This window comes from Paraburkholderia dioscoreae (genome assembly GCF_902459535.1).
Lineage (GTDB): Bacteria > Pseudomonadota > Gammaproteobacteria > Burkholderiales > Burkholderiaceae > Paraburkholderia > Paraburkholderia dioscoreae.
In genome coordinates, this window is the sequence record NZ_LR699553.1 from 2,904,765 (window position 1) to 2,929,744 (window position 24,980).

General features: G+C 64.5%; 22 protein-coding genes. 7 read left to right on the top strand and 15 right to left on the bottom strand.

All coding sequences use genetic code 11. The features are described 5' to 3' along the window. The first annotated feature begins 13 nt into the window (after positions 1 to 13). Positions 14 to 964, top strand: a complete 951-nt coding sequence (hslO, locus tag PDMSB3_RS13035) for an Hsp33 family molecular chaperone HslO (RefSeq protein ID WP_007181330.1) — start codon at positions 14 to 16, stop codon at positions 962 to 964. Positions 965 to 1,160: 196 nt separating this feature from the next. Next, entirely contained in the window at positions 1,161 to 1,541 is a 381-nt protein-coding gene (locus PDMSB3_RS13040; protein ID WP_007181329.1) for a hypothetical protein, read from the top strand. A gap of 133 nt (positions 1,542 to 1,674) precedes the next feature. Here the strand turns inward: PDMSB3_RS13040 and ftsB are convergent, their stop codons facing one another. The 10 genes from ftsB to PDMSB3_RS13090 form a co-directional block, all read right to left on the bottom strand. Further along, positions 1,675 to 2,109, bottom strand: a complete 435-nt coding sequence (gene ftsB, locus PDMSB3_RS13045; protein ID WP_007181328.1) for a cell division protein FtsB — start codon at positions 2,107 to 2,109, stop codon at positions 1,675 to 1,677. A 107-nt stretch (positions 2,110 to 2,216) separates the two neighbouring features. Then, positions 2,217 to 3,500 (bottom strand): phosphopyruvate hydratase, encoded by a 1,284-nt coding sequence (eno, locus tag PDMSB3_RS13050; RefSeq protein ID WP_007181327.1) that lies wholly within the window; start codon positions 3,498 to 3,500, stop codon positions 2,217 to 2,219. Positions 3,501 to 3,772: 272 nt separating this feature from the next. Continuing rightward, positions 3,773 to 4,627 carry a 3-deoxy-8-phosphooctulonate synthase gene (kdsA, locus tag PDMSB3_RS13055; RefSeq protein WP_165186557.1) on the bottom strand — a complete coding sequence of 285 codons (855 nt, stop codon included), beginning with the start codon at positions 4,625 to 4,627 and terminating at the stop codon, positions 3,773 to 3,775. Continuing rightward, complete coding sequence (locus PDMSB3_RS13060) at positions 4,624 to 6,297, bottom strand: CTP synthase (RefSeq protein WP_007181325.1); 1,674 nt, start codon at positions 6,295 to 6,297, stop codon at positions 4,624 to 4,626. Before PDMSB3_RS13060 ends, kdsA begins: the two co-directional genes overlap by 4 nt. 277 nt (positions 6,298 to 6,574) lie before the next feature. Then, positions 6,575 to 7,378 carry an alpha/beta fold hydrolase gene (locus PDMSB3_RS13065; protein ID WP_007181324.1) on the bottom strand — a complete coding sequence of 268 codons (804 nt, stop codon included), beginning with the start codon at positions 7,376 to 7,378 and terminating at the stop codon, positions 6,575 to 6,577. 124 nt (positions 7,379 to 7,502) lie between these two features. Next, positions 7,503 to 10,280 carry a DNA internalization-related competence protein ComEC/Rec2 gene (locus tag PDMSB3_RS13070; protein ID WP_165186559.1) on the bottom strand — a complete coding sequence of 926 codons (2,778 nt, stop codon included), beginning with the start codon at positions 10,278 to 10,280 and terminating at the stop codon, positions 7,503 to 7,505. Positions 10,281 to 10,391: 111 nt separating this feature from the next. Then, positions 10,392 to 11,180: a TatD family hydrolase gene (locus PDMSB3_RS13075; protein ID WP_007181299.1), complete on the bottom strand. Its 789-nt coding sequence runs from the start codon at positions 11,178 to 11,180 to the stop codon at positions 10,392 to 10,394. 46 nt (positions 11,181 to 11,226) lie between these two features. Further along, the gene (lolD, locus tag PDMSB3_RS13080) at positions 11,227 to 11,970 is read right to left on the bottom strand and encodes a lipoprotein-releasing ABC transporter ATP-binding protein LolD (RefSeq protein WP_165186561.1); all 744 of its coding nucleotides are present in this window, start codon (positions 11,968 to 11,970) and stop codon (positions 11,227 to 11,229) included. Continuing rightward, complete coding sequence (locus PDMSB3_RS13085; protein ID WP_007181297.1) at positions 11,963 to 13,216, bottom strand: lipoprotein-releasing ABC transporter permease subunit; 1,254 nt, start codon at positions 13,214 to 13,216, stop codon at positions 11,963 to 11,965. The genes lolD and PDMSB3_RS13085 overlap by 8 nt, the downstream gene beginning before the upstream one ends. A gap of 485 nt (positions 13,217 to 13,701) precedes the next feature. Beyond that, positions 13,702 to 13,947, bottom strand: coding sequence for a hypothetical protein (locus tag PDMSB3_RS13090; RefSeq protein ID WP_007181296.1), 246 nt, complete (start codon positions 13,945 to 13,947; stop codon positions 13,702 to 13,704). Positions 13,948 to 14,088: 141 nt separating this feature from the next. Between PDMSB3_RS13090 and PDMSB3_RS13095 the strand changes: the two genes are divergently transcribed. The 5 genes from PDMSB3_RS13095 (at position 14,089) to PDMSB3_RS13115 (ending at position 20,957) form a co-directional block, all read left to right on the top strand. Next, entirely contained in the window at positions 14,089 to 15,207 is a 1,119-nt protein-coding gene (locus PDMSB3_RS13095; RefSeq protein ID WP_007181295.1) for a hypothetical protein, read from the top strand. Between the two features lie 40 nt (positions 15,208 to 15,247). After that, entirely contained in the window at positions 15,248 to 16,954 is a 1,707-nt protein-coding gene (gene recJ, locus PDMSB3_RS13100) for a single-stranded-DNA-specific exonuclease RecJ (protein WP_007181294.1), read from the top strand. A 174-nt stretch (positions 16,955 to 17,128) separates the two neighbouring features. Continuing rightward, positions 17,129 to 18,233 (top strand): peptide chain release factor 2 gene (prfB, locus tag PDMSB3_RS13105; protein WP_007181293.1). Its coding sequence is split into 2 segments (ribosomal slippage): positions 17,129 to 17,209 and positions 17,211 to 18,233, totalling 1,104 coding nucleotides; the frame shifts between segments, so codons are not numbered across the junction. Between the two features lie 154 nt (positions 18,234 to 18,387). Then, the gene (lysS, locus tag PDMSB3_RS13110) at positions 18,388 to 19,929 is read left to right on the top strand and encodes a lysine--tRNA ligase (RefSeq protein WP_165186564.1); all 1,542 of its coding nucleotides are present in this window, start codon (positions 18,388 to 18,390) and stop codon (positions 19,927 to 19,929) included. Between the two features lie 281 nt (positions 19,930 to 20,210). Continuing rightward, the gene (locus tag PDMSB3_RS13115; protein ID WP_007181291.1) at positions 20,211 to 20,957 is read left to right on the top strand and encodes a glycine zipper 2TM domain-containing protein; all 747 of its coding nucleotides are present in this window, start codon (positions 20,211 to 20,213) and stop codon (positions 20,955 to 20,957) included. A 139-nt stretch (positions 20,958 to 21,096) separates the two neighbouring features. Here PDMSB3_RS13115 and iscX read toward each other — a convergent pair whose 3' ends face one another. The 5 genes from iscX to iscA all read right to left on the bottom strand — a co-directional run bounded on the left by iscX (position 21,097) and on the right by iscA (position 24,828). Beyond that, complete coding sequence (iscX, locus tag PDMSB3_RS13120; RefSeq protein ID WP_007181290.1) at positions 21,097 to 21,294, bottom strand: Fe-S cluster assembly protein IscX; 198 nt, start codon at positions 21,292 to 21,294, stop codon at positions 21,097 to 21,099. A gap of 15 nt (positions 21,295 to 21,309) precedes the next feature. Next, on the bottom strand, positions 21,310 to 21,651 hold the full coding sequence (gene fdx / locus PDMSB3_RS13125) for an ISC system 2Fe-2S type ferredoxin (RefSeq protein ID WP_007181289.1): 342 nt from the start codon (positions 21,649 to 21,651) through the stop codon (positions 21,310 to 21,312). A 148-nt stretch (positions 21,652 to 21,799) separates the two neighbouring features. Next, complete coding sequence (hscA, locus tag PDMSB3_RS13130; RefSeq protein ID WP_007181288.1) at positions 21,800 to 23,671, bottom strand: Fe-S protein assembly chaperone HscA; 1,872 nt, start codon at positions 23,669 to 23,671, stop codon at positions 21,800 to 21,802. A gap of 150 nt (positions 23,672 to 23,821) precedes the next feature. Then, on the bottom strand, positions 23,822 to 24,349 hold the full coding sequence (gene hscB, locus PDMSB3_RS13135; RefSeq protein WP_011488977.1) for a Fe-S protein assembly co-chaperone HscB: 528 nt from the start codon (positions 24,347 to 24,349) through the stop codon (positions 23,822 to 23,824). A gap of 155 nt (positions 24,350 to 24,504) precedes the next feature. After that, the gene (iscA, locus tag PDMSB3_RS13140; protein WP_007181286.1) at positions 24,505 to 24,828 is read right to left on the bottom strand and encodes an iron-sulfur cluster assembly protein IscA; all 324 of its coding nucleotides are present in this window, start codon (positions 24,826 to 24,828) and stop codon (positions 24,505 to 24,507) included. Between the last annotated feature and the right edge of the window lie 152 nt (positions 24,829 to 24,980).

The following is a 24,980-nucleotide window of genomic DNA, read 5'->3' on the forward strand; positions in this document are numbered from 1 at the left end:
CCGAGGAAAAGTTGTGAGCGACCAGTTGCAAAAATTCATGTTCAGCGCGGCGCCGGTGCGCGGCGAGATCGTTTCGCTGCGCAATACGTGGCAGGAAGTCCTGACGCGTCGCGATTATCCGGCGCCGGTGCGCACGGTGCTGGGCGAAATGATGGCTGCCTGCGCGCTGCTGTCGGCGAACCTCAAGTTCGACGGCACGCTCATCATGCAGATTTTCGGCGACGGCCCGGTCAAGATGCTGGTGGTGCAGTGCGGCTCCGATCTGTCGATGCGCGCCACCGCCAAGCTGTCGGGCGAAGCGGCCAGCGTGATCAGCGAGACGACCAGCATGGTCGACCTGTTGAACGCGAGCGGTCACGGCCGTTGCGTGATCACGCTCGACCCGGCCTCCAAGCAGCCCGGCCAGCAGCCGTATCAAAGTATCGTGCCGCTGTCGGGCGTGGACGGCCCGCTCAACTCGATGGCCGAAGTGCTCGAGCATTACATGCATCACTCCGAGCAGCTCGACACGCGCCTGTGGCTGGCGGCGAACACCGAGCGTGCGGTCGGCATGCTGCTGCAAAAATTGCCGGGCGACGGCGGCATCGTCCCGCATCCGGGCGATCTGGACGCGGACACGTGGGAGCGCGTGTGCACGCTGGGCGGCACGATGTCGCAAGACGAATTGCTGAAGGAAGAACCGGAAACGATTTTCCGCCGCCTGTTCTGGCAGGAGAACGTTCAGCATTTCGAACCGGCGAAGGCGCGTTTCGAATGCACGTGTTCGCGCGAAAAGGTCGGCGGCATGCTGAAGATGCTGGGCCGCGAAGAAGTGGACGGCGTGCTCGAAGAACGCGGTCACGTCGAGATTCATTGCGAGTTCTGCAACCAGCGCTACGAGTTCGATCCGGTCGATGTGGCGCAACTTTTTGTCGCCGAAGCGCTCTCACAAGGTGTGACGCCCGCGGCTGACCAACGGCACTGAACGGCTCGCCGGCGCGCGGCGCTCATGCGCGCGAGGCGGCGGTTGACTACAGCCGTGTTGAGGCAGTAAAGGTACCGCGCTGCCCGCTGCATTTTCGGGGCTCGGACGGCGCGGTATCGTTGACCATTGCGTTGAATCATTGGCGGTGCGTGCGGGGCATGATTTGCTTAGGCATCCGACCGATGGAGATAGAAACATGAACCATCCTACTTCGTTGATACCGCTGCTGCGCCGTGCGCGCACGGCCGCCGTGCTGGCTGTCCTCGTCGGCGGCGGCGCGCTGGCCGGCTGCATGATGGATCCGCCGGGTCCGTCGCCGATATATAGCCGCCTGCCCGCCGACCAGTCTGGCACCGCCCAACCGCTGACGCCTCAGGAGCGACAGCGCTATGACGCGATCGACCAACAGGTCATGGTCGAGCAGAATCAGGCGATTGCCGCCGAAAACGCGGCGCAGGCGTGGTCGCGTTACTACACGCCGCCTGTGAGCGTGTACGGCAGCTATTACGGCGGTGGTTGGGGGCACGGCTGGGGTACGGGTGTCGGCGTCGGATACGGACCGTACTGGGGCTGGTAGCGAGTAAGCGGCAGAGTTCACGCACGCCGCGGGAATTCCGCCCCGACGGCGGCTCCAAAGAAAAAGGCACGGTTTATTTTTCACCGTGCCTTTTTTGCGTCCTTCGTATCAAACCGTTGCGCGGCGACGAAGCTCAGTGCGCAGGCTTTCTTTCGTTAGCAGCAGCTTTCCCACCGTGCTTGCGGTCCGGCTTCGCGCGCGACTCCGGATTCGGCACCACATGCAGCGGCGCCGCCGACATTTCGCCACGCGTGGACGTGGTTGCCGATGGCGTGTTCGCCGCCGGCAACGGCGCATTCGGCGACACGAACTGCACGAACACTTCGCCGTCCTTCACCATGCCCATTTCGTAGCGTGCCCGCTCTTCGACAGCGGCCGTGCCGTTCTGCAAATCCTGCACTTCGCCTTGAATGCGCTCATTGCGCAGCTTCGAGTCGGCATTCTTTTGCACTTGTTGCGCCAGTTGCTGCTGCAACTCGTGCACGCGCAACCAGCCGCCATGTCCCCACCAGAGCGGGTACTGGATCAGCGCCAGTAGAACGATCAGGACAGCAGTGACAAGCCGCATGAAGTAGGCACAATAAATACACGCCGCCCTGCGCTATACGCAGGGCGGCGGGGTCAATCAGAAACGAAGGATAACCGGCTCATCGGTCAGCGCCAGCAAGAAAGCCATTAGCGCAGATTGTAGAACGCCGACTTGCCCGGGTAGCTGGCGATATCGCCGAGATCTTCTTCGATACGCAGCAACTGGTTGTACTTCGAGATGCGGTCCGAGCGCGACAGCGAACCCGTCTTGATCTGACCGGCGTTCAGGCCGACCGCGATATCCGCAATCGTCGAATCCTCGGTTTCGCCCGAACGGTGCGAGATCACGGCCGTGTAGCCGGCGCGCTTGGCCATTTCGATCGCCGCGAAGGTTTCCGTCAGCGTACCGATCTGGTTGATCTTGATGAGGATCGAGTTGGCGATGCCCTTTTCGATGCCTTCCTTCAGGATGCGCGTGTTGGTGACGAACAGGTCGTCGCCCACGAGCTGAACCTTCTTGCCGAGCTTGTCGGTCAGCGTCTTCCAGCCGGCCCAGTCGCTTTCGTGCATGCCGTCTTCGATCGACACGATCGGGAACTTGTCGGCCAGATTCGCCAGGTAGTCCGTGAATTCCGTGGACGAGAGTTGCAGGCCTTCGCCGGCCAGCTGGTACTTGCCGTCGTGGTAGAACTCGCTTGCTGCGCAGTCGAGTGCGAGCAGCACGTCTTCACCGGCGCGGTAGCCGGCTTTCTCGATGGCTTGCAGGATGGTGGACAGGCATTCGTCGTTGCTGCCGAAGTTCGGCGCGAAGCCGCCTTCGTCGCCCACTGCCGTGCTCATGCCGCGATCCGACAGGATCTTCTTCAGCGCGTGGAACACTTCGGCGCCGCAGCGCAGTGCTTCGCGGAAGGTCGGCTGGCTGACCGGCACGATCATGAATTCCTGGATGTCCAGGCTGTTGTTGGCGTGCGCGCCGCCGTTGACGATGTTCATCATCGGCACCGGCAGTTGCATCGCGCCCGAGCCGCCGAAGTAGCGGTACAGCGGCAGGCCGGCTTCTTCAGCAGCGGCTTTCGCGACGGCCATCGAGACAGCCAGCATCGCGTTCGCGCCCAGGCGCGACTTGTTGTCCGTGCCGTCGAGTTCCAGCAGCGTCTTGTCGAGGAACGCCTGCTCGGAAGCGTCGAGACCCATGATCGCTTCGGAGATTTCGGTGTTGATGTGCTCGACGGCCTTCAGCACGCCCTTGCCGCCGTAGCGGCCGGCTTCGCCGTCACGCAGTTCGATCGCTTCACGCGAACCCGTCGACGCACCCGACGGCACCGCGGCGCGGCCCATCGTGCCCGACTCGAGCAGCACGTCGCATTCGACGGTGGGGTTGCCTCGCGAATCGAGAATCTCTCGACCGATGATATCTACGATAGCACTCATGGTTTCCTCAAGAAATGACGTTGAATTCTTTACTGTGACACTGTACCAGGCGTGTCGAGCCGGAGTGGGTGCTTCAACATCGTGTCGATCCGGAATTAGTGCTTCAGCACTTACTCCGGTCCCACGCGACGCGCTCCGGTCCCATGCAGAGCACCGGTCTCCCCGGCAAACTGCTTGCACGCCGATACGTTCGACGACCATTGCGTGCATTCTCCGCGTGCCGATTGTGGCTAATTGTGCAGTCCGATCGTGACACGCGGTGAATGCCTGAATCAGTTGAAATCGCTTTCGAGGAACGGCGCGCGCTTGACGGCCCGATCGAGCGTGACCAGCGTCTCGAGCAGATCGGCCATGCGATGAAGCGGCACCGCGTTCGGACCGTCCGATTTGGCCTGCGCCGGATTCGGATGCGTTTCCATGAAGAGACCCGCCACGCCCACCGCCACCGCGGCACGCGCCAGCACCGGCACGAATTCGCGTTGGCCGCCCGAACTCGTGCCCTGCCCGCCCGGCAACTGCACCGAGTGAGTGGCGTCGAACACGACAGGCGCGTTGGTTTCGCGCATGATCGCGAGCGAGCGCATGTCCGACACGAGGTTGTTATAGCCGAACGACACACCGCGCTCGCACGCCATGAAACGGTCTTCCGACAGACCGGCTTCACGCGCCGCGTCACGCGCCTTGTCGATCACGTTCTTCATGTCGTGCGGGGCGAGAAACTGGCCTTTCTTGATGTTGACCGGTTTGCCCGAACGCGCGCAAGCGTGAATGAAGTCCGTTTGACGGCACAGGAAAGCCGGCGTTTGCAGCACGTCGACCACCGAGGCGACCTGTTCGATCTCGTGCTCTGCGTGAACGTCGGTCAGTATCGGCAGACCGAGTTGACGCTTCACTTCGGACAGGATGCGCAAACCTTCGTCCATGCCCAGACCGCGGAACGACTTGCCGCTGCTGCGGTTGGCCTTGTCGTACGACGATTTGTAGATGAACGGAATGTTCAGCTTCGCGCAGATTTCCTTCAGCCGGCCGGCTGTGTCGATCGTCATCTGTTCGGATTCGACGACACAGGTGCCGGCAATCAGGAAAAACGGCTTGTCGAGCCCGATTTCGAAATCGCCCAGTTTCATGCTTTCTCCTCGACTTCGGCCGCGGTGCGCGACTGCTGGTGCGCGAGCGCCGCTTCGACGAACGACTTGAACAGCGGATGGCCGTCACGCGGCGTGGACGTGAATTCCGGATGGAACTGCACGCCGACGAACCACGGGTGCATGCTGCGCGGCAGTTCCATCATTTCCGGCAGATCTTCACTCGGCGTACGGGCGCTGATGATAAGGCCGCCCGCTTCGAGCTGGGGCACGAAGCGGTTATTGACTTCATAACGGTGGCGATGGCGTTCGTTCACGTCCTTGCCATAGATCTCTTCGGCCATCGTGCCGGGCTTGATCGGGCAACGTTGCGAGCCGAGGCGCATCGTGCCGCCGAGATCCGACTCTTCTGTGCGCTTCTCGACCCGGCCTTCGCGGTCGTACCACTCGGTGATCAGCGCGACCACGCGGTTCGGCGTTTCCTGATCGAATTCCGTGCTGTTCGCGTCTTTCAGACCCACCACGTCGCGGGCGAATTCGATCACCGCCAGTTGCATGCCGAGGCAGATGCCGAGATACGGCACCTTCGCTTCACGGGCATAACGGATCGCGGCGATCTTGCCTTCGGTGCCGCGCCGGCCGAAGCCGCCCGGCACGAGCACCGCGTCCAGATGCTTGAGGCTTTCGACGCCGTGCGTCTCGATTTCTTCCGAGTCGATGTATTCGATGTTGACCTTGGTCGACGTATGCATCGACGCATGGCGCAGCGCTTCGATCAGCGACTTGTACGACTCGGTCAGATCGACATATTTGCCGACCATGCCGATCGTGACTTCATGCCTGGGATGCTCCAGCTTCTCGACCAGATCGGACCACATGGTCAGATCGGCGGCCTTCGGCTCGAGCTTGAGTTCTTCGCAGATGATCGCGTCCAGCCCCTGATCGTGCAGCATCTGCGGAATCTTGTAGATGCTGTCCGCGTCCCACACCGAGATCACGGCGTCTTCCGGCACGTTCGAGAACATGGAGATCTTCGCGCGCTCGTCGTCCGGAATGCGGCGGTCGGCACGGCACAGCAGCACGTGCGGCGAAATACCGATTTCGCGCAGTTTCTGCACGCTGTGCTGCGTGGGCTTGGTCTTCAGTTCGCCGGCCGTGGCAACCCACGGCACCAGCGTGAGGTGCACGAAGCACGCGCTGTTGCGGCCCATGCGCAGGCTCATCTGACGCGCGGCCTCCAGGAACGGCAGCGATTCGATGTCGCCCACGGTACCGCCCACTTCGACGATGGCGACGTCCGGCTCACCGCACGTTGCGGAAGCCGCGCCGCGTTCGATGAACGCCTGGATTTCGTTCGTGATGTGCGGGATGACCTGCACCGTCTTGCCGAGATAATCGCCGCGGCGTTCCTTGCGGATCACCGATTCGTAAATCTGGCCCGTGGTGAAGTTATTGGCCTTGCGCATCTTCGTGCTGATGAAGCGCTCATAGTGGCCGAGGTCGAGGTCGGTCTCCGCTCCGTCTTCCGTCACGAACACTTCGCCGTGTTGAAACGGGCTCATCGTGCCGGGGTCGACATTGATGTAGGGATCGAGCTTGAGGAGGGTGACTTTAAGACCGCGCGATTCGAGGATCGCGGCGAGGGAAGCGGCGGCAATACCCTTGCCGAGGGAAGATACTACGCCGCCGGTGACGAAAACATATTTGGTCATCGCTGGATGCTCGCGGGAAAAACGGATTATACCGTAAAGCAGGGTCTCAACCCCAGCAAAATCCGAGCTGCGTCTGCAGACGCATGGCGCGGCGGCGGCCATCGTCGCGCGTCGATCATGCACTGTTTTTGCCACGCACATGCCGCGGCACCGCGCTGCGCCCGGCGCCACGTTGGCAGGTCGACGCAACGGCAGCCACCTGACATTCACGCCGCGTGACCGTGCGACCGTCGCCGTCTTGTGGGTGCGTTACCTGCATGCGCCGCCTGACGCGGCATCAGCCTCGCCGCTCCAGTTCATGCAACATGCTTTGCACCGCGCGCGCGGTTTCGACGGGTCTTTCCATCGGGTAAAGATGACTGCCCTCGATCCATTCCACATGGCCGCCGGTCGCGCGGCGGGTGGCCTCCAGACCGGCCTGGCGAATTTCCTTCGAACGCGTGCCGGCGATGAAGCCCACCGGCACCGGCGCGCCCCGCGCGAGCCGCGAGCCGAGCGTGTGCGGCAAGGTCTTGTAGATCTGATATTCGGTACGGCGGTCGAAAGCGAGCGACCGCGAGCCGTCCGGCGATGTTTGCGGAATGCCGAAGTCGATGTAGTCGGACAGCATGCGCTCATCCCAGCGCGCGAACGCCGGCTTCGAATGGAAGTGCCGCCACGCTTCGTCGCGGCTCGCCCACTGCGTGCGGCGCGTACGGGTGGCGGCCGCGGGCGACAGACGCTCGTCGAGGCCGGTCCATTGCGACACGCGCAGCATGCTGCTGCGCCAGCCGGCGATCACCGGCGAATCGAGCATCACCACCCCTCTCACCCACTGCGGCTTCTTCAGCGCGGCCATCAGCGACAGATAACCGCCGAGCGAATGCCCCACCAGCCACACCGGATGTTCGTACGTTCTGCCGATGTCTTCGAGCAACTGCTCGACCAGATGCGGCCAGTCCTGCGTCACCGGAAAGCGCGCGTCGTGACCGATCCGCTCGATGGAGCGCAATTCGTAGTCGTCGGCGAGTTCGGCGAAGATGGTCCGGTAGGTCGATGCGGGAAAGCCATTCGCGTGCGAGAAGTGGATGATGTTTTTCAACTGCGGCTATCTCCGTTCTGTTTTTGCGTGCGGGGTTTTGGTGCGCGCTTACGTACAGCCGCTTCGTCCAGCGACATGCTTTCTGTGCGGTCTGCTGCGCTCCGTCTATCGATGAGCGAACCTGTTAGCGGTCCATCCAGTAACGGTGCTGCGTGTCGCGATAACGATCGAGCGTCAGCGTGGTGTTTTGTCTCGCGGCGCCCTTCGCCCCGGCTTCCGGGTTCACCTCGACTCGCACCGCGCCGTCCGTGTCGCTGCGCCCAAGCTCGATCTGCCGCGCCTTGTAGCGCTCGAACACACCCGCATTCGGATGATGAAAACGGTTGCGATAGCCTACCTGAAATAGCGCGATGAGCGGGTCGATAGAGTCGAGGAACGGCTCGGTCGACGAGGTCTTGCTGCCGTGATGCGGCACGACCAGCACCTGTGCGCGCAACGCGCCGCGATCGCGCGCGAGCAGAATGCGTTCGACGGGTGCCTCGATATCCGCCGTCAGCAAGGCGGCCATGCGCGGCGGCTCCGTTTGAACGCGCGCGCCCGGCCGGCTCGTCGCGGGCGGCGACGTGCTCACCCGCAACACGCAGCAATGCGTGTTCGGCTTGCCTTGCAGCGGACCGGCGTCGGGCCAGAGCATCGCGAACTCGACACCGTCCCACTGCCAGCGCTGCCCCGCCGCGCAGGGCAGCGTGGCGGCGCCGTGCTGCCGCGCGTTCAGCCACAACGCATTCGACGGCGCCAGTGCCGCCACCATCTGATGCACCTCGATTGCGTCCAGAACAGCAGGCGCGCCGCCCGAATGATCGGAATCGGCGTGGCTGACGATCAGCGTATCCAGCGCGTTCACGCCGTGCGCCTGCAGGAATGGCACGACAACCCGTTCGCCCGCGTGAGTCGATTCCGGGCCCGGCCCCGTATCGAACAGCAACGTGTGATGCGCCGTTTCGATCAGCACGGAAGTACCTTGACCGACATCCAGCGCGGTTAGCCGAAAACTGCCATGCGGCGGCCCGGACGGCGCCGGCATCAGGAGCGGCAGCCACGTGAGCGGCGCGGCCCAGCGCAGCGGCCAGCCGCGTGGCGCGAGACACCAGAACACACCGAGCGCCGCCGCGGCCAGCGCCCACGTATCCGGTTGCGGCAGGCGCCAGAGCAGCCAGGCGGGCCCCGAGAGCCGCTGCAAGCCCGCGGCCAGCCACTCCAGCAAAGCGTGCGCAACATGCCATGCGTGGACGTCGAGGGGCGCGGGCAAAACAACGCCGGCGAGTATCGCTGGCGTGACCAGCAGGCTTACCCACGGAATCGCGAAGGCATTCGCGAGCGGGCCGATCAGCGGAATCTGCGTGAACCAGTAGACGGTTAGCGGGGCGAGCGCGACCGTAACGGCGAACTGCACGTGTGCCGCGCTGCGCAGCCGTTCGCCGGCACCGCGCACGCGACGCAGCAATCCGGCACACAGTCCCGATAATTGGGACGATGGCTCGCCGCCCTCGTTCGCAGGGTCGTGGTGCTGTTCATGATCCTGCACGCGCGGTCGCCCGGACATGGCGAACAGAATTGCCGCCACCGCGCAGAACGACAACCAGAACCCCGCCGACACGACCGCCCACGGATCGATCAGCAGCACCAGCCCCAAGGCCCAGGCGAGCACCGCCGAGCGTGCCACGTTGCGCCCGCTGACAAACGCGAGGGCGACGACGCACGCCATCCACAGCGCGCGCTGTGCCGGCACGTTGAAGCCGGCCAATGCAGCGTGCAGCGCGGCGAACAGCGCACCGCCCGTGATCGCGACGACCTGCGCGGGCAGCCGCAACGGCCAGTCGCGGCCGATCCAGCCGGAGCGCCGCCATAACGCGCCCGCGAGCCAGCCCGCAAGGCCCGCGACGAAGCCAATGTGCAGCCCGGAAATCGCCACCAGATGACTGGTGCCCGTGCCGCGCATCAGCAGCCAGTCCGCTGCGCTCACTTCGTCCTGCGCGCCGATGGCCAGTGCCAGGACGATTCCGCGGTGCGGCGCGTCACCAAGCACCGCGTCGATGCGTGCGCGCAGCGCGGCGCGCAAGCGGTCCACCGTTACGCCGACACCGCGCGCATCGCCGCGCAGTCGCACGGCGTGAGCCGGCGCACTCACATAGCCGGTGGCCCGCACGTTGCGCGCCAGCAGATTCGCCTCGGCGTCGCGCACGCCGAAATTCGCATTGCCATGCGGACGTTTCAGCCGCACGGTCAACTGCCAGCGTGCACCGGGTTCGAGGATCGGCGGCGGCGCATCTTCGGCGATCCACGCCAGTTGGATCACGCGCGGGAAACTGGCCATTGGCGCGTCGGCCGGGTCGACGTCGAATAGAAAGCGTGCGCCGTTTTCATCGCGTGACGGCAGGCCTTTGATACTGCCGACGACCTCGATATCGCGGCCCTCCCATGCGGTGGGCAAGCTGAGCGCGAGGCGCATGTCCGCGCGCAAGGCCGCGTAGCCGAAGCCCATGCACGACGCCGCACACCACACCGCGCTCCAGCCGGCGAATGAACGCACGCGCGGGCCGAAGCGGACACGGCGTATTAGCGAAGCGAGAACCGCAAGCGCGTGCGCGCATTCTGTGGGCGCAACGGTAGCCTTTGCGGCAAGCGCAATTGTCGCCTTTGCCGTGAGCTCGGCTGTCGCCCCAGTTCCAGCTTCAGCCCGAGCCGTAGCGGCATACCCACCAACCGCCGCAGCCATCCCTCCAGCCACCGCATGCCGCTCAACAGCCCGCGCACTCCCGCCGTCGCCCAAACCCCAAACCGCCACGACAACCGCGACACACGCAGCGAACACCAATCCGCACAACCCGACCCAATCCGGCAGCACCGCTTGCCGCTGCAGCCAGACCACTCCCAACGCAAACCCGCACCACCATGCCCGCATCCGCCCTCCACCAGCAAACGCCGGGCGCAGCAGCGCTTGAGCACAGGCGTTAGCGAGCCCGCCAAGCGTGAATGTCGCCCGGCGCGAACCACTCAGACCTTCCGGGTTCGATTATGCAGAGGAAAGTGCGAGCCGCGGCAGCGCGGCGAGCGCGTTAGCCGTTGTGCCAAGGGCGGCTTCGTCGGCGGCCATGCCGCGCAGTTCCGCGAGGCCCGCGCCGATCGCCGGAATCTGCTCCGGCGAATTGCGCTGCCTGTAAATCCATGCAGGCGCGATGTCCGGCGCATCGGTCTCGACAACCAGCGCGTCGAACGGCAACTGTTCGGCAAGACGGCGGATTTGCCGCGCCCGCTCGAACGTCAGGTTGCCGCCGAATCCGAGATGCATGCCCTGGTCGATATACGCCTGAGCCTGCTGAAAACTGCCGTTGAATGCATGCGCGATACCACGATGAATCTGATGCCGCCGCAGTCCCTTGAGCACCTGATCCTGCGATTTGCGCACATGGCAAATCACCGGCAGATCGAATTCGCGTGCGAGTTCCAGCTGAGCGTTGTAGAAGAATTGCTGGCGCGCGTCGTCGAGACCGTCGACGAAATAATCGAGCCCGATTTCGCCGAGGCCGACGAACCGCGGATCGTCGAGACTCGCCTCGATTTCCATACGCAACAACTCGAGATCGCTCTCTTGCGCCGCTGGCGTGAACAGCGGATGGATGCCGAGCGCATACGCGCCGCCGTCGACCCGGTGCGCCAGTTCGCGCACCGTTGCGAAGTTCTCGCGGCCGATCGCCGGAATCACGATCCGCCCCACGCCCGCGCGGTGCGCCGCCGCCGCGACTTGCGCGCGGTCGGCGTCGAATTCCGAAGCGTCGAGATGACAGTGCGTATCGATCCACATGACGTGCCTCGCTAGCGGCGCAGCATCAGCGCACAGTGTCCGGCAATCAGACCGGCACCGACGGCTCTTCGTGCAGCACGCCGTCGCGCAGCCGCATGATGCGGTCGCAGCGCCCCGCCAGTTCCGGATCGTGCGTGACGATCACGAAGCTCGTTTCGAGCGTTTGCGACAGTTCGAGCATCAGGTTGAACACGGTGTCCGCCGTGCCGCCGTCGAGATTGCCGGTCGGTTCGTCGGCCAGCACGCAGGCGGGCTTCGTCACCAGCGCGCGCGCAATCGCGACGCGCTGGCGCTCGCCGCCCGACAGCTCGCCCGGACGATGCTTCGCGCGGTTCCCCATGCCGACGCGCTCCAGCACCGCGAACGCTTCGCGGCGCGAGGCTTCGGTCGACATGCGGCGAATCCGCAACGGCATGGCGACGTTATCGAGCGCGGAAAACTCCGGCAGCAGGTGGTGGAACTGATAGACGAAGCCCAGCGCGCGATTGCGCAGGTCGTTGCGTTCGCGCTCGGAGAGTTTGGTGAAAGGCTTGCCCATTACCGAGACCTGTCCGGCGCTCGGATCGTCGAGGCCGCCGAGCACGTGCAGCAGCGTGCTCTTGCCGGAGCCCGACGCGCCGACGATCGCCAGCTTCTCGCCGCGCCGCACGCTCAGTTGCGCGTTGTTGAGCACCGTCACATTCAGACCGCCCTGCACGAACGACTTGGAAATGTCGGTCGCTTCCAGCACATAGGGATGCGGCACGGTGTCTGCGGAAGGCATGGATAAGTTAGCGGAACGGTCATTCATAGCGCAGTGCCTCCGCGGGACGGACTTTCGCACCACGCCAGCTCGGGTACAAGGTGGCCAGCGCCGACATCAGGAAGGCGATGATGCCGATCCGCGCGACGTCGGCCGGAATCAGTTCGGACGGCAATTCGCTGATGAAATACACCGACGGCGGCAGGAACTGCACACCGAGCAGATGCTCGATCATCGGTACGAGCCACGGAATGCTCCACGCGATCAGGCAGCCGAGCGCGACGCCGGTGGCCGTGCCGATAAAGCCGATCGTCACGCCCTGCACCACGAAGATCTTCATGATCGAGCCGGGCTGCGCGCCGAGCGTGCGCAGAATCGCGATATCGGCCTGCTTGTTGGTCACCGTCATGACGAGCGACGACACCAGATTGAACGCCGCCACCGCGATGATCAGCGTGAGGATGATGAACATCATGCGCTTTTCGATCTGGACCGCCGAGAACCACGTCTTGTTCTGCTGGGTCCAGTCGCGAATGTATAAATCGCCGGACAGGCTGCGCGCGAGCTGATGCGCGACCTCCGGCGCGCGCTGCATGTCGGTCAGGCGCAACCGCACGCCGGTCGGCGCGGGCAGCCGGAACAGCGCCTGCGCGTCCTTGATGTTGATCAGCGCGAGCGTGCTGTCGTATTCGTAATGCCCCGACTCGAAGATGCCCACCACCGTGAACTGCTTCAGCCGGGGCAGCATGCCGGCGGGCGTGATCGTGCCTTCCGGGGCGACCAGCGTGATCTTGTCGTTGACCGCTACGCCGAGATTGGTGGCGAGGTCGGCGCCGAGCACGATGCCGAAGTCGCCCGGCACCAGCGCGTTCAGACTGCCGCCTTTCATTTCCTTGCCGATATCGGACACCTGCGGCTCGAGCGACGGCTCGACGCCGCGCAGCGCCACCCCGCTCACCGCGTCCTGGCGCGTGAGCAGCGCCTGCGCTTCGACATACGGCGCCGCGCCGATCACTTCCTTGTTCTGGCGGGCTTCCTGGGCGGTGAGTTGCCAATTGGGCATCGATCCGGTCGGCGAGAAGATCTCCACGTGCGCGAGCACCGACAGCATCCGGTCACGCACCTCTTTCTGAAAACCGTTCATCACGGACAACACGACGATCAGCGCCGCGACGCCGAGCGCGATGCCCGACATCGACACGAGCGCAATGAAGGAAATGAAGCCGTTACCGGTCGTGCGTTTGCCGGCGCGGGTGTAGCGCCAGCCAATCTGCCATTCGTAGGGAAATTTCAAGCGAATCCTTTTCTGCGTGTCTTCGGCTTTGTGCCGCGCACGAAGGCGTGAAGCGCCTGCCGTGCGGCCCGAGCGTCGTGATCATTGGTGTCGTTGCGCAGCGGATGGTTCCGGTACGACGCGCCACGTCGTAGCAATGCGCGCGCCATACCGCTCCGCGGCGGTCCGGCAGACGGCTCTTGCCGTTGCCACAATCGCTGGCAGCGCCGATCAAGCGCGAAGTTTGCCATACAATGCCGCCCGCTCGCGTAAAGGCGGTGTGGGCGCGCCCGAGACAGGAAGGGCGGCCGAGTCAGGTCAGGCTGGCTGCGGCGTCTGCGGCGTCGGAGTGGAAAGGCGACGGCCATGCCGACTACTGCTGCGCCGGAATGGAAAGGCGGCAGCCACGCTGACCGCTTCGCCTGGATTGGAAAGGCGGCGGCCGCGCCGGCAAGGCCGCGCTGCGCCGCGCCGGGCGTCCGGCGCGAAACCCGGCACGGCTTTATCTACCGCAGGTTGTACCGCTCGCGCAGCTCGTTGATGATGCCCGCCGCGGCGCTGTTGGCGGCGTCGCGGACGTCGGCGTCCTTGCGGTCGCGGTGCAGATGGGTGATGTCCCAGTTGCAGCCGCTCTCGTCCTCCACGGTCTCGTGGAAGCCGGTCGGAATCCAGCCGGCCGTGGCCGGGTTCGCATCGAGCGCCTTGACGACCAGTGCCAGCAGTTCCTGCTCGGTTTTGATTTCACGCGACATGACGGTCTCCATCGTCCTATGCGCGGTGCCGCCGCGCGCGGCTTTTGCTCCGGGCTCCAGAAGGCGGCGAACGGGTGGCCCGCCGCCGCGGTTCATCGAGCGGGAACTGATGGACGGAATACTCGCACTCTTTGCCCTACAATGCGCAGCATCATGCCCGCCAACCGCCTCCATCTTCTCCTGCCCTTCGCGCTGCCCGCCGCAGCGGACGCTGCCACCGCCCTTCACGACATCCGCAGCCCGGCCCTCGACCGGCTGATCGCGCGCGCGACGCTGGTGGAGCGCGTGATCGGCGAAGACTTTCAGCGCACGCTGCCACACGAGCGCTGGGTGGCACGCCAGTTCGGCGCGCTGCCGAGCGGCGCCGCGGCCGCCGACGAAGCGCCGCTCGCGCCGTACATGCTGCGCGCCGACGGCGGCGAACCCGGCACCGCGACATGGGCCTGCGTGCAGCCGGTGCATGTGCGCATCGCGCACGACCATCTGGTGCTGATCGATCCGGCCTCGCTCGACCTGTCCGACCAAGAAGCCAGCGCGCTGCTCGCCGTCGCGCGGCCGCTGATCGAAGAACTCGGCGTGCGCATCGAAGCGCCGCGTCCGGTGCGCTGGTATCTGTCAGGCGAAGGGTTCGGCACGCTGGCCGGCGCGTCGCCGTTGCGCGCAAGCGGGCGCAACATCGAAATCTGGCTGCCGCACGAGGCGCATTCCGGCGAGCGTTCGCGCGCCTGGATGAAACTGCAGAATGAAGTACAGATGGCGTGGTTCGAGCATCCGGTCAATGAAGCGCGCGAGGCGCGCGGCCTGCCGGCCGTCAACTCGATCTGGTTTCACGCGCAAGGCGCGGCGCAGCCCGTGCACAGTCCGTTTGCACGGGTGTTCTCCGACGCGGCGGCAACGCGCGGCCTCGCAATGACCGCCGGCGTGCCGGTCGCCTCGCCACCGGGCTCGTTCAGCGCGCGGTCGTCGCTTCCGGGTGACGCCAACGGCAACCCCAAGACCAGCACGAGCACCACACTGGTCGAACTCGATCCGTTCTCCGCGCCCTACATCGAGCAGGACTGGGCGCGCTGGAACGACGCCTTCGCCGCCTTGCAGACGGACTGGTTCGAACCGGCGCTCGCCGCGCTGCAATCCGGTCAGCTCGACGAACTCGGCCTCACCTTGTGCGGCGACACCGGCTCGGTCACGCTCTCGGTCACGCGCGGCGACCTGCGCAAATTCTGGCGGCGGCGGGTGCTCGCTTCGCTCTTCATCGAATGAATGACTGAATGACCCAACGAATGATCCACGGCCTTTCCGTATGACCCGAATCGTTACGCGCGCCGCGTCCCCCGTCGACGCCGAAATCCTCACCCGCCACGGCCTGCATCCGGTGCTCGCGCGCCTCTACGCGGCGCGCGGCGTGTGCATGCCCGACGAAATCGAAACCGGCCTCGCGCGGCTCGTGCCGCCCGTCGCGCTCAAGGGTTGCGAAGACGCCGCCGCCCTGCTCGCCGACGCAATCCAGAGCAAACGCCGCATGCTGGTGGTCGCCGACTACGATTGCGACGGCGCCACCGCCTGCGCGGTCGCCGTGCGTGGCCTGCGCATGTTCGGCGGCCGGATCGAGTATCTGGTGCCGAACCGTTTCGAGTACGGCTATGGCCTGACGCCGGAGATCGTCGCGCTGGCCGCCCGCAACGCGGCGGGCAAGCCGGATCTGCTGATCACCGTGGATAACGGCATTGCCAGCGTGGACGGCGTGCAAGCGGCCAACGCGCTCGGCATCGACGTGCTGGTTACCGATCACCACCTGCCCGGCGACGAACTGCCGCCCGCCCGCGCGATCGTCAATCCGAACCAGCCGGGCTGCACGTTCCCGAGCAAATGCATCGCGGGCGTCGGCGTGATGTTTTACGTGCTGCTCGCGTTGCGCGCAGAATTGCGCCGCCGTGGCGCGTTCAACGATAACTTTCCCGAGCCGCGCCTCGACGGCCTGCTCGATCTGGTCGCGCTCGGTACGGTCGCGGACGTGGTCAAGCTCGACGGCAACAACCGCGTGCTGGTCGCGCAGGGTCTGCAGCGCATCCGCAAAGGCAAGATGCAGCCGGGCATCGCCGCGCTGTTTCGCGCCGCCGCGCGCGACGCCCGCAGCGCGTCGGGCTTCGATCTCGGCTTCGCGCTCGGGCCGCGCCTGAACGCGGCGGGCCGGCTGTCGGACATGTCGCTCGGGATCGAATGCCTGACTACCGACGACATCGGCCGCGCGTGGGATCTCGCGCAGCAACTCGACACGATGAACCGCGAACGCCGCGAAATCGAAGCCGGCATGCAGCAGCAGGCGCTCGACGACCTCTCGGCGATCGACCCCGACGGCACCACCACCATCACGCTGTTCAATCCCGACTGGCATCAGGGCGTGATCGGCATCGTGGCGGGGCGGCTGAAAGAGAAATTCCACCGGCCCTCGTTCACCTTCGCGCTCGCCGACGACAGCGGCCAGACCGTCAAAGGCTCGGGCCGCTCGATCGCGGGCTTCCATCTGCGCGACGCGCTCGATCTGATCTCGAAGCGCGAGCCGGGCCTGATCGTCAAGTTCGGCGGCCACGCAATGGCCGCGGGCCTCACGCTCGCCGCCGCCGACGTGCCGCGCTTCACCGCCGCGTTCGAAGCGGTCGGCCGCGAATGGCTGTCCGAAGAAGCGCTCTCGCGCACGGTGGAAACCGACGGCGAACTCGAAGACGCCTACTTCACGCCGCAATTCGTCGAAATGCTCGACGCGGCCGTGTGGGGCCAAGGCTTTCCGGCGCCGGTGTTTTCGGGCGAATTCGACATCGTCTCGCAGGCGCTGGTGAAGGACAAACACCTGAAGCTGCAACTCGTGCGCGGCCGCCAGCGCTTCAACGCGATCTGGTTCAATCACACCGACACCCTGCCCGCCCGCACCACGGTCGCCTACCGCCTCGCGAGCGACACGTGGAACGGCGTGTCGCGCGTGCAACTGATCGTTGAGCACGCGGCTAGCTGAAGTGGTGGACTAGTGGTGGACTGACGCCGTTCAGCCCGGCAAGGTCCGGCGTAGCGGAAACGTCAGAAATCTCCGCAAAATCAACCCCAAACACGCGCCGGATCGCTCAAGAGCCGCCGGCGCGCCGCGCCGATCGGCTATAATTTCCCCTTTTTACGAAGCTAAAAGATCGACATGGAAGCGGAACGTCTCAACGCGATCGAAGCCTCACTGGCGGACCTGCGCACTCGCGCGGACTCGCTACGGGGGTATCTTTGACTACGACGACAAAGCACTGCGTCTAATCGAAGTCAACCGGGAACTCGAAGACCCGGACGTTTGGAACGACTCGAAGCACGCTCAGGCACTAGGCCGGGAAAAGAAGCTGCTCGACGACACGGTCGGCAAACTCACGTCGCTCGACAACGACCTGCGCGACGCGCAGGATCTGTTCGACATGGCCCGCGAAGAAGGCGACGAGGCAACCCTCCTCGCCTGCGAATCCGACGCGCAAGGCATCGAACAACGTGTCGCCGACATGGAATTCCGCCGCATGTTCTCGAACCCGGCGGATCCGAACAATGCCTTCCTGGACATCCAGGCCGGCGCCGGCGGCACCGAGGCGTGCGACTGGGCGGCCATGCTGCTGCGCCAATACCTGCGCTACTGCGAGCGCAAGGGCTTCAAGACCGAAGTGCTCGAACAGACCGACGGCGACGTCGCGGGCATCAAGAACGCCACGATCAAGATCGAAGGCGAATACGCGTACGGCTTTCTGCGCACCGAAACCGGCGTGCACCGCCTCGTGCGCAAGTCGCCGTTCGACTCGTCGGGCGGTCGTCACACGTCGTTCTCCTCGGTGTTCGTGTACCCGGAAATCGACGATTCGATCGAAGTGGACATCAATCCGGCCGATCTGCGGATCGACACGTACCGCGCGTCCGGCGCGGGCGGTCAGCACATCAACAAGACCGATTCGGCCGTGCGTATCACGCACATGCCGTCGGGCATCGTCGTGCAGTGCCAGAACGACCGTTCGCAGCACCGCAACCGCGCCGAAGCGATGGCCATGCTGAAATCGCGCCTGTACGAAGCGGAAATCCGCAAGCGTCAGGAAGAGCAGGACAAGCTGGAAGCCGGCAAGACCGATGTGGGCTGGGGTCATCAGATCCGCTCGTACGTGCTGGACAACAGCCGTATCAAGGATCTGCGCACCAATGTCGAAATCAGCAATACCAAGAGCGTGCTCGACGGCGACCTCGATCCGTTCATCAGCGCCAGCCTGAAACAGGGCGTCTAAGCGCAACCGGCGCGGCCTGCCCTTGCAACGCCGCGCCGTATCTTCGCTGCTTCTTCGTTTTTGTTCGCTGTTTCTTTACACCGCCTGAGGTTTTTACTGACTGGCCACCCGCATGCGAGCCACTCCCGTGCGGGCCACCGAATACCAAATCATCATGACCGAACCGACCCAGCCTAGTGCGGCCCAGCCGAACGCCGTGCCCGAGGTGGACGACAACAAGATCATTGCCGAGCGCCGCGAAAAGCTGCGCGAACTGCGTGAGCACGGCGTTGCCTATCCGAACGATTTCCGCCCCACGCATCACGCCGAAGATCTGCAAGCGCAATACGAGCACTCCGACAAGGAAGCGCTCGAAGCGAATCCGCTCGAAGTCGCGATTGCCGGCCGCATGATGCTCAAGCGCGTCATGGGCAAGGCGAGCTTTGCGACCGTGCGCGACGGCTCGGGTCAGATCCAGTTCTTCATCACGCCGGCCGACGTCGGTCAGGAAACGTACGACGCCTTCAAGAAGTGGGACATGGGCGACATCGTCGCGGCGCGCGGCGTGCTGTTCCGCACCAACAAGGGCGAGCTCTCGGTGCGCTGCACCGAACTGCGCCTGCTGTCGAAGTCGCTGCGGCCGCTGCCGGACAAATTCCACGGCCTGTCCGACCAGGAAATGAAGTATCGCCAGCGCTATGTCGATCTGATCGTCACGCCGGAAACGCGCAAGACCTTCGTCGCGCGCACCAGGGCGATTTCGTCGATCCGCAAGTTCATGGCGGACGCCGACTTCATGGAAGTCGAAACGCCCATGCTGCACCCGATCCCGGGCGGTGCGGCGGCCAAGCCGTTCACCACGCACCACAACGCGCTCGACATGCAGATGTTCCTGCGCATCGCGCCGGAGCTGTATCTGAAGCGTCTGGTGGTCGGTGGCTTTGAGCGCGTGTTCGAGATCAACCGTAACTTCCGCAATGAGGGCGTGTCCGTGCGCCACAATCCGGAATTCACGATGATCGAGTTCTACGCGGCGTACACCGACTACAAGTGGCTGATGGATTTCACCGAACAGTTGATCCGCCAGGCCGCAATCGACGCGCTGGGCACGGCCACCATCACGTATCAAGGCCGCGAACTGGATCTGGCCAAGCCGTTCCATCGCCTCACGATCACGCAGGCGATCCAGAAGTACGCACCGCAATACACGAACGAGCAACTCGCAGACAGCGCTTTCCTGCGCACCGAACTGAAGAAGTTCGGCGTGGATGCATCGCAGCCGCAGTTCCTGAACGCGGGCGTCGGTGCGCTGCAATTGGCGCTGTTCGAGGAAACCGCCGAGTCGCAATTGTGGGAGCCGACCTACATCATCGACTATCCGATCGAGGTGTCGCCGCTCGCGCGCGCGTCGGACAAGGTCGACGGCATCACGGAGCGTTTCGAACTGTTCATCACCGGCCGTGAAATCGCCAACGGCTTCTCGGAGCTGAACGATCCGGAAGACCAGGCTGCCCGCTTCAGGAAGCAGGTCGACCAGAAAGATGCCGGCGACGAAGAAGCCATGTTCTACGACGCGGACTACATTCGCGCGCTCGAATACGGCATGCCGCCGGCCGGCGGTTGCGGTATCGGCATCGACCGTTTGGTCATGTTGCTGACCGATAGTCCGAGCATTCGCGACGTGATTCTGTTCCCGCATCTGCGCCGCGAAGACTGATCGCAGCGCGGTACAACACAAGCAAAACGCCCGGTTCGTGCCGGGCGTTTTTCGTGGTATCGCGCAAAAAGTCATCTGGCGCTGACGGTTTGTAACTATCGGTAAAAAGTGCATACTGCGCGAGGATTCGGACGTGCGGCGCACTATGCAGGCACTTGCCTTGGACGCGGCGCCTGCATGATGATTGCCCGGATATCGTTACAAATTGAAACCCTTGCAGGATCGATTTGCCAGACACTTTGTCTATTAAAAGTCGACTCTGCTAAAGACGGAGGCCAAAAATGGACAATCCAAACACGCAACCCACCACGCAATCTCCACAGCCCGCGCAACCACGCCGGCTTCACCCGCTCGTCGCAACCGCCGCCGGTGCAGTGATCATCGCGAGCCTGGTCGCCACGGCGGCCGTAACGGGCCTGTTTCCGAAGGCATCCAGCAACGGCGCGCAAAGCGATCAGACGCAAGCGGCGCAAGTGGCCACACAAGGCACGCAGCCGGGCGTGGTCGATTCAGCGGCACCGGCCAACCTGAGCGCGCAGCAGGCCGCCCAGCAGCAGGCCGCGCAACAGCCGCAACCGGCACCCGCACCCACTCCGGCGCCCGCGCAACAGCAATACGCGCAGCAACAACAGGCGCAGCCAGCCCCGCAGCCGGCTCCTGACTACGCCCAGCAACAGCCCGCACGACCCGCCTACTGCTCGACGTGCGGCACGGTCGAAGCCATCTCGGCGGTACGCCAGGAAGGTCATGGCACGGGTATCGGCGCGGTCGGCGGCGCGGTGGCCGGCGGTGTGGTCGGCAACCAGTTCGGCAGCGGCGGCGGCCGCACCGCGATGACCATTCTCGGCGCGCTCGGCGGCGGCCTTGCCGGCAACTCGGTCGAAAAACATATTCGCAGCACGACGTCGTACTCGGTGCGCGTGCGGATGGAGAACGGCAAGATGCGTTACTTCACTTACCATGAAGCGCCGCCGTTCCAGCAAGGTCAGCGCGTGCGTGTGGAGAACGGCACGCTCGTGGCAAGCTGAGAGCAGGTGTAGGCACCGGCAAACGGCGTTTCCAGCCGGCGTAAAGAAAAAGGCGACCTCAATTCGAGTCGCCTTTTTCTTTGTCGCAACCCCAGCAGCGCACGCAAACCGCTGACCGGCGTCGAAGCCTCAGAGACGCTCAATAATCCGCGTCTTCAATCCATGCAGCCTGAATCGCCTCGAGGATCTTTTCGTTCGACCGGTTAGGATCGTCGTCGAATCCTTCCAGTTCGGTCACCCAACGGTGCAAGTCGGTGAAACGCACCTGTTGCGGATCGATGTCCTGGTGCTTGTCAGTCAGGGCCATCGCGATGTCTTGCGTATCGGTCCACTTCATGGCTGCATCCTCCTGTTAGTGGTTTTCCTTCGCGTGATTGATCGAGTAGCGAGGGATTTCGACAACCAGATCCTGCTCGGCCGGCACCAAGGCCTGGCATGACAGGCGCGAGGTGGGTTCGAGGCCCCACGCCTTGTCCAACAGATCGTCCTCGTCTTCCTCGGATGGCGTCAAGGCGGCGAAACCCTCACGCACGATCACGTGACAGGTCGTGCACGCGCAGGACTTCTCGCACGCGTGCTCGATTTCAATGCCGTGTTCGAGCAGGCTGTCGCAGATGCTCTTGCCGGGCACGGCATCGATCACCGCGCCTTCCGGGCACAGTTCGACGTGAGGCAGCACAACGATTTGAGGCATACATTTTCCGTTTGGGTCGGTGGCACGGCGGCCGCAAACAGGCTCCGTACCATTTTACTGGCGCCGCGAGGACTTTTTAAGTCCACGCGGCGCGGTTCGGTTTCTTCGGCGGCGGCACGAGGCGGCCCGCCGGCCGCTGCCGCAACGCTCAGATCTCGTCGAGCTTGCGGCCGGCGAGCGCACGGCGAATGCCCTTGTTCATGCGACGGGCGGCGAATTCGTCGGTGCCTTCGGCGACAGTTTTGGTAGCGGCTTCGATCGCATCGACGTCGTCGCTTTGCGCGACGTTGCGCAATGCATCGAGCAGCTTGTCGAGCTCGGCGCGCTCGCTGTCGTCGAGCAGTTCGGCGTCGGCGGCGAGCGCGGCGTCGGTGGCTTCCACGAGACGCTGTGCTTCGACTTGCGCTTCGCGCAGCGCGCGCGCCCGCATGTCGATTTCAGCGGTCGAGAAACTGTCTTCGAGCATTCTGGCGATGTCGTCGTCGGCGAGGCCGTAGGACGGCTTGACCACCACCGACGCTTCCACCCCCGAGCCCTGCTCGCGCGCAAACACGGACAGCAGCCCGTCCGCATCTACCTGGTAGGTCACGCGGATACGCGCCGCGCCGGCAGCCATCGGCGGAATGCCGCGCAGCTCGAAACGCGCGAGCGAGCGGCAGTCGCTGACGAGCTCGCGCTCGCCCTGCACGACGTGGATCGCCATCGCCGTCTGGCCGTCCTTGAAGGTGGTGAAATCCTGCGCGCGCGCGACCGGAATCGTCGAATTGCGCGGGATGATCTTCTCGGTCAGACCGCCCATCGTCTCGACGCCGAGCGACAGCGGGATCACGTCGAGCAGCAGCCAGTCGTCGCCGTCCGCGCCGCGATTGCCCGCGAGCAGATCGGCCTGGATCGCCGCGCCGAGCGCGACCACCTGATCAGGATCGAGATTGATCAGCGGCGGCTGGCCGAAGAACGATTCGACCGCGCGGCGAATCACCGGCATGCGCGTCGCGCCGCCCACCAATACCACGCCCTTGATTTCCTTTGTCGTGACCTTGGCGTCGCGCAGCGCCTTTTTCGTGGGGCCGAGCGTGCGCTGAACCAGCGCTTGTGTGATGGCCTCGAAAGTGGCCTCACCGATTGTCAGATCGATCTCAGTGCCGTTCGAGAGCGTGGTCTGCAGCCTTGCACTCGGCGCATCCGACAACGCCTCCTTGGCCACGCGCACGCTGTCCAGCAGCAGGCGCACGTCTTCCGGTGCGAGCGTTTGCGGTGCAATGCCCACCTGCTCCAGCACGTGGCGATATAACGCGTGATCGAAGTCGTCGCCGCCGAGCGCGGAATCGCCGCCGGCTGCGAGCACTTCGAATACGCCTTTGGTGAGCTTGAGAATCGACAGGTCGAAGGTGCCGCCGCCCAGGTCGTACACGGCGTACAGACCCTCGGAACCGTTATCGAGGCCATACGCAATCGCGGCCGCGGTCGGTTCGTTCAGCAGGCGCAGCACATTCAGACCCGCCAGACGCGCGGCGTCTTTGGTGGCCTGGCGCTGGGCTTCGTCGAAGTAAGCCGGCACCGTGATGACCGCGCCGACGAGTTCGTCGCCGAGCGTGTCTTCCGCGCGCTGGCGCAGCGTGGCGAGAATTTCGGCCGACACTTCGACCGGGCTCTTCACGCCGTCGACGGTACGGATCTGCACCATGCCGGGTGCATCGATAAAATCGTACGGCGCGTTTTCGGCGCCCTCCACTTCCGCCTTGCCACGGCCCATGAAGCGCTTGACCGAGACGATCGTGTTGCGCGGATCGCTCGCCGCCTCGGCCTTGGCCGTGCGGCCGATACGGCGGCCACCCTTTTCGAGGTAGCGCACCACCGACGGCAGCAGCGCATGGCCCTCTTCGTCGGGCAGCACGTCGGGCACGCCGCTGCGTACGGCTGCGACGAGGGAATTGGTGGTGCCGAGATCGATGCCGACCGCCAGACGCCGCTGGTGGGGCGCCGGCGCCATGCCGGGTTCGGAGATTTGCAGTAGGGCCATCTGGATCTTCTCGGAGCCGCTCGGCCCCGTCCTGAATTTTCGCGTTGCTGGATGTAATGCTACGGCGCTTCGGTTCGCTTCTGGTCGCCATCGCCGCGCTGATGCCGGCGATTTACGATGCACAGCGGGCGCACAGCGCGCTCGGGTTCGCTAGTTTTCGAGCCGCTCGATCTGCGTGCCGATTTCCGACGCCACCCGCTCGATGAACATCAACTGCCGCACCGCCTCGCCCGCCGCCTGGTTCGCGCCGCTGTCGAGCAAGGCGCCGAGCTTGTCGAAACGCATGCGCTCTTCGTCGCGCAGTTCGGTGAGCAAGGCGTCGAGCGCGTCGACGTTTTTGGCCGCGGCCGCGTCTTCGATGCTTTCACGCCATTCCATCTGCTGCATCAGGAACGCCGGCTCCATCGCCGTATTGTTCTCCGCGCCGACGTCGATGCCGCGCAGATGCAGCAGATAAGTGGCGCGCTTCAACGGATCGCGCAGTGTCTGATACGCCTCGTTCGTGCGCGTCGCCCATTGCATCGCAATGCGCTTTTGCGCGTCGCCGGCCGCCGCAAAGCGGTCCGGATGCACTTGCGCCTGGACCGTGCGGTACGCGTGATCGAGCGCCGAAGCGTCGAGCGCGAATTGCGCCGGCAGGTCGAACAGGTCGAAGTGGCTGTCGTTCAGCGAGGCCATCGGATAGAAAAAGTCCGTTCAGGAAAGCGCACCGGAGTGCAGTCTAAAAACGCGGCTCGACGAAGCGGAGCACAGCGGCATAGGCGAATGCGCGGATCAAACTAAAAAGGCGGCCCGCGCCGCCTTTGATCCGCTGCACGCGGAAATATCCCGATCTATACGCGGAACGATTCGCCGCAACCGCATTCGTCCTTCACGTTCGGGTTGTTGAACTTGAAGCCTTCGTTCAACCCTTCACGCGCAAAGTCGAGTTCGGTGCCGTCGATATAGGCGAGGCTCTTCGGGTCGACAATGATCTTCACGCCGTTGCATTCGAAGACTTCGTCTTCGGGCGCGAGTTCATCCACGTACTCGAGCTTGTAGGCCAAGCCGGAGCAACCGGTGGTGCGCACGCCGACGCGCAGGCCGACGCCTTTACCGCGACGGTTCAGATACTTCTGGACGTGCTGTGCTGCCTTTTCGGTCAACGTAATTGCCATAGCGTTTCTCATTGCGCAGGGCGTGCCGGCCGTTCGTCCGCCTGCTCACGCGCTGCTACCCTGCCTGCATCAAATATCGCTCGTGCCGGACGGCTGGTCTGAATTCGCGCCGTCCGCTTCGATTCACCTGAAACCGCGTTGCAACCCGCCGC

Excerpts from the sequence above, each read along its gene's own strand:
- PDMSB3_RS13040 (WP_007181329.1), top strand. The coding sequence starts at position 1,161 with ATGAACCATCCTACTTCGTTGATACCGCTGCTGCGCCGTGCGCGCACG.
- ftsB (WP_007181328.1), bottom strand. The coding sequence starts at position 2,109 with ATGCGGCTTGTCACTGCTGTCCTGATCGTTCTACTGGCGCTGATCCAG.
- eno (WP_007181327.1), bottom strand. The coding sequence starts at position 3,500 with ATGAGTGCTATCGTAGATATCATCGGTCGAGAGATTCTCGATTCGCGA.
- kdsA (WP_165186557.1), bottom strand. The coding sequence starts at position 4,627 with ATGAAACTGGGCGATTTCGAAATCGGGCTCGACAAGCCGTTTTTCCTG.
- PDMSB3_RS13060 (WP_007181325.1), bottom strand. The coding sequence starts at position 6,297 with ATGACCAAATATGTTTTCGTCACCGGCGGCGTAGTATCTTCCCTCGGC.
- PDMSB3_RS13070 (WP_165186559.1), bottom strand. The coding sequence starts at position 10,280 with ATGCGGGCATGGTGGTGCGGGTTTGCGTTGGGAGTGGTCTGGCTGCAG.
- PDMSB3_RS13075 (WP_007181299.1), bottom strand. The coding sequence starts at position 11,180 with ATGTGGATCGATACGCACTGTCATCTCGACGCTTCGGAATTCGACGCC.
- lolD (WP_165186561.1), bottom strand. The coding sequence starts at position 11,970 with ATGAATGACCGTTCCGCTAACTTATCCATGCCTTCCGCAGACACCGTG.
- PDMSB3_RS13090 (WP_007181296.1), bottom strand. The coding sequence starts at position 13,947 with ATGTCGCGTGAAATCAAAACCGAGCAGGAACTGCTGGCACTGGTCGTC.
- PDMSB3_RS13095 (WP_007181295.1), top strand. The coding sequence starts at position 14,089 with ATGCGCAGCATCATGCCCGCCAACCGCCTCCATCTTCTCCTGCCCTTC.
- recJ (WP_007181294.1), top strand. The coding sequence starts at position 15,248 with ATGACCCGAATCGTTACGCGCGCCGCGTCCCCCGTCGACGCCGAAATC.
- lysS (WP_165186564.1), top strand. The coding sequence starts at position 18,388 with ATGACCGAACCGACCCAGCCTAGTGCGGCCCAGCCGAACGCCGTGCCC.
- PDMSB3_RS13115 (WP_007181291.1), top strand. The coding sequence starts at position 20,211 with ATGGACAATCCAAACACGCAACCCACCACGCAATCTCCACAGCCCGCG.
- iscX (WP_007181290.1), bottom strand. The coding sequence starts at position 21,294 with ATGAAGTGGACCGATACGCAAGACATCGCGATGGCCCTGACTGACAAG.
- fdx (WP_007181289.1), bottom strand. The coding sequence starts at position 21,651 with ATGCCTCAAATCGTTGTGCTGCCTCACGTCGAACTGTGCCCGGAAGGC.
- hscA (WP_007181288.1), bottom strand. The coding sequence starts at position 23,671 with ATGGCCCTACTGCAAATCTCCGAACCCGGCATGGCGCCGGCGCCCCAC.
- hscB (WP_011488977.1), bottom strand. The coding sequence starts at position 24,349 with ATGGCCTCGCTGAACGACAGCCACTTCGACCTGTTCGACCTGCCGGCG.
- iscA (WP_007181286.1), bottom strand. The coding sequence starts at position 24,828 with ATGGCAATTACGTTGACCGAAAAGGCAGCACAGCACGTCCAGAAGTAT.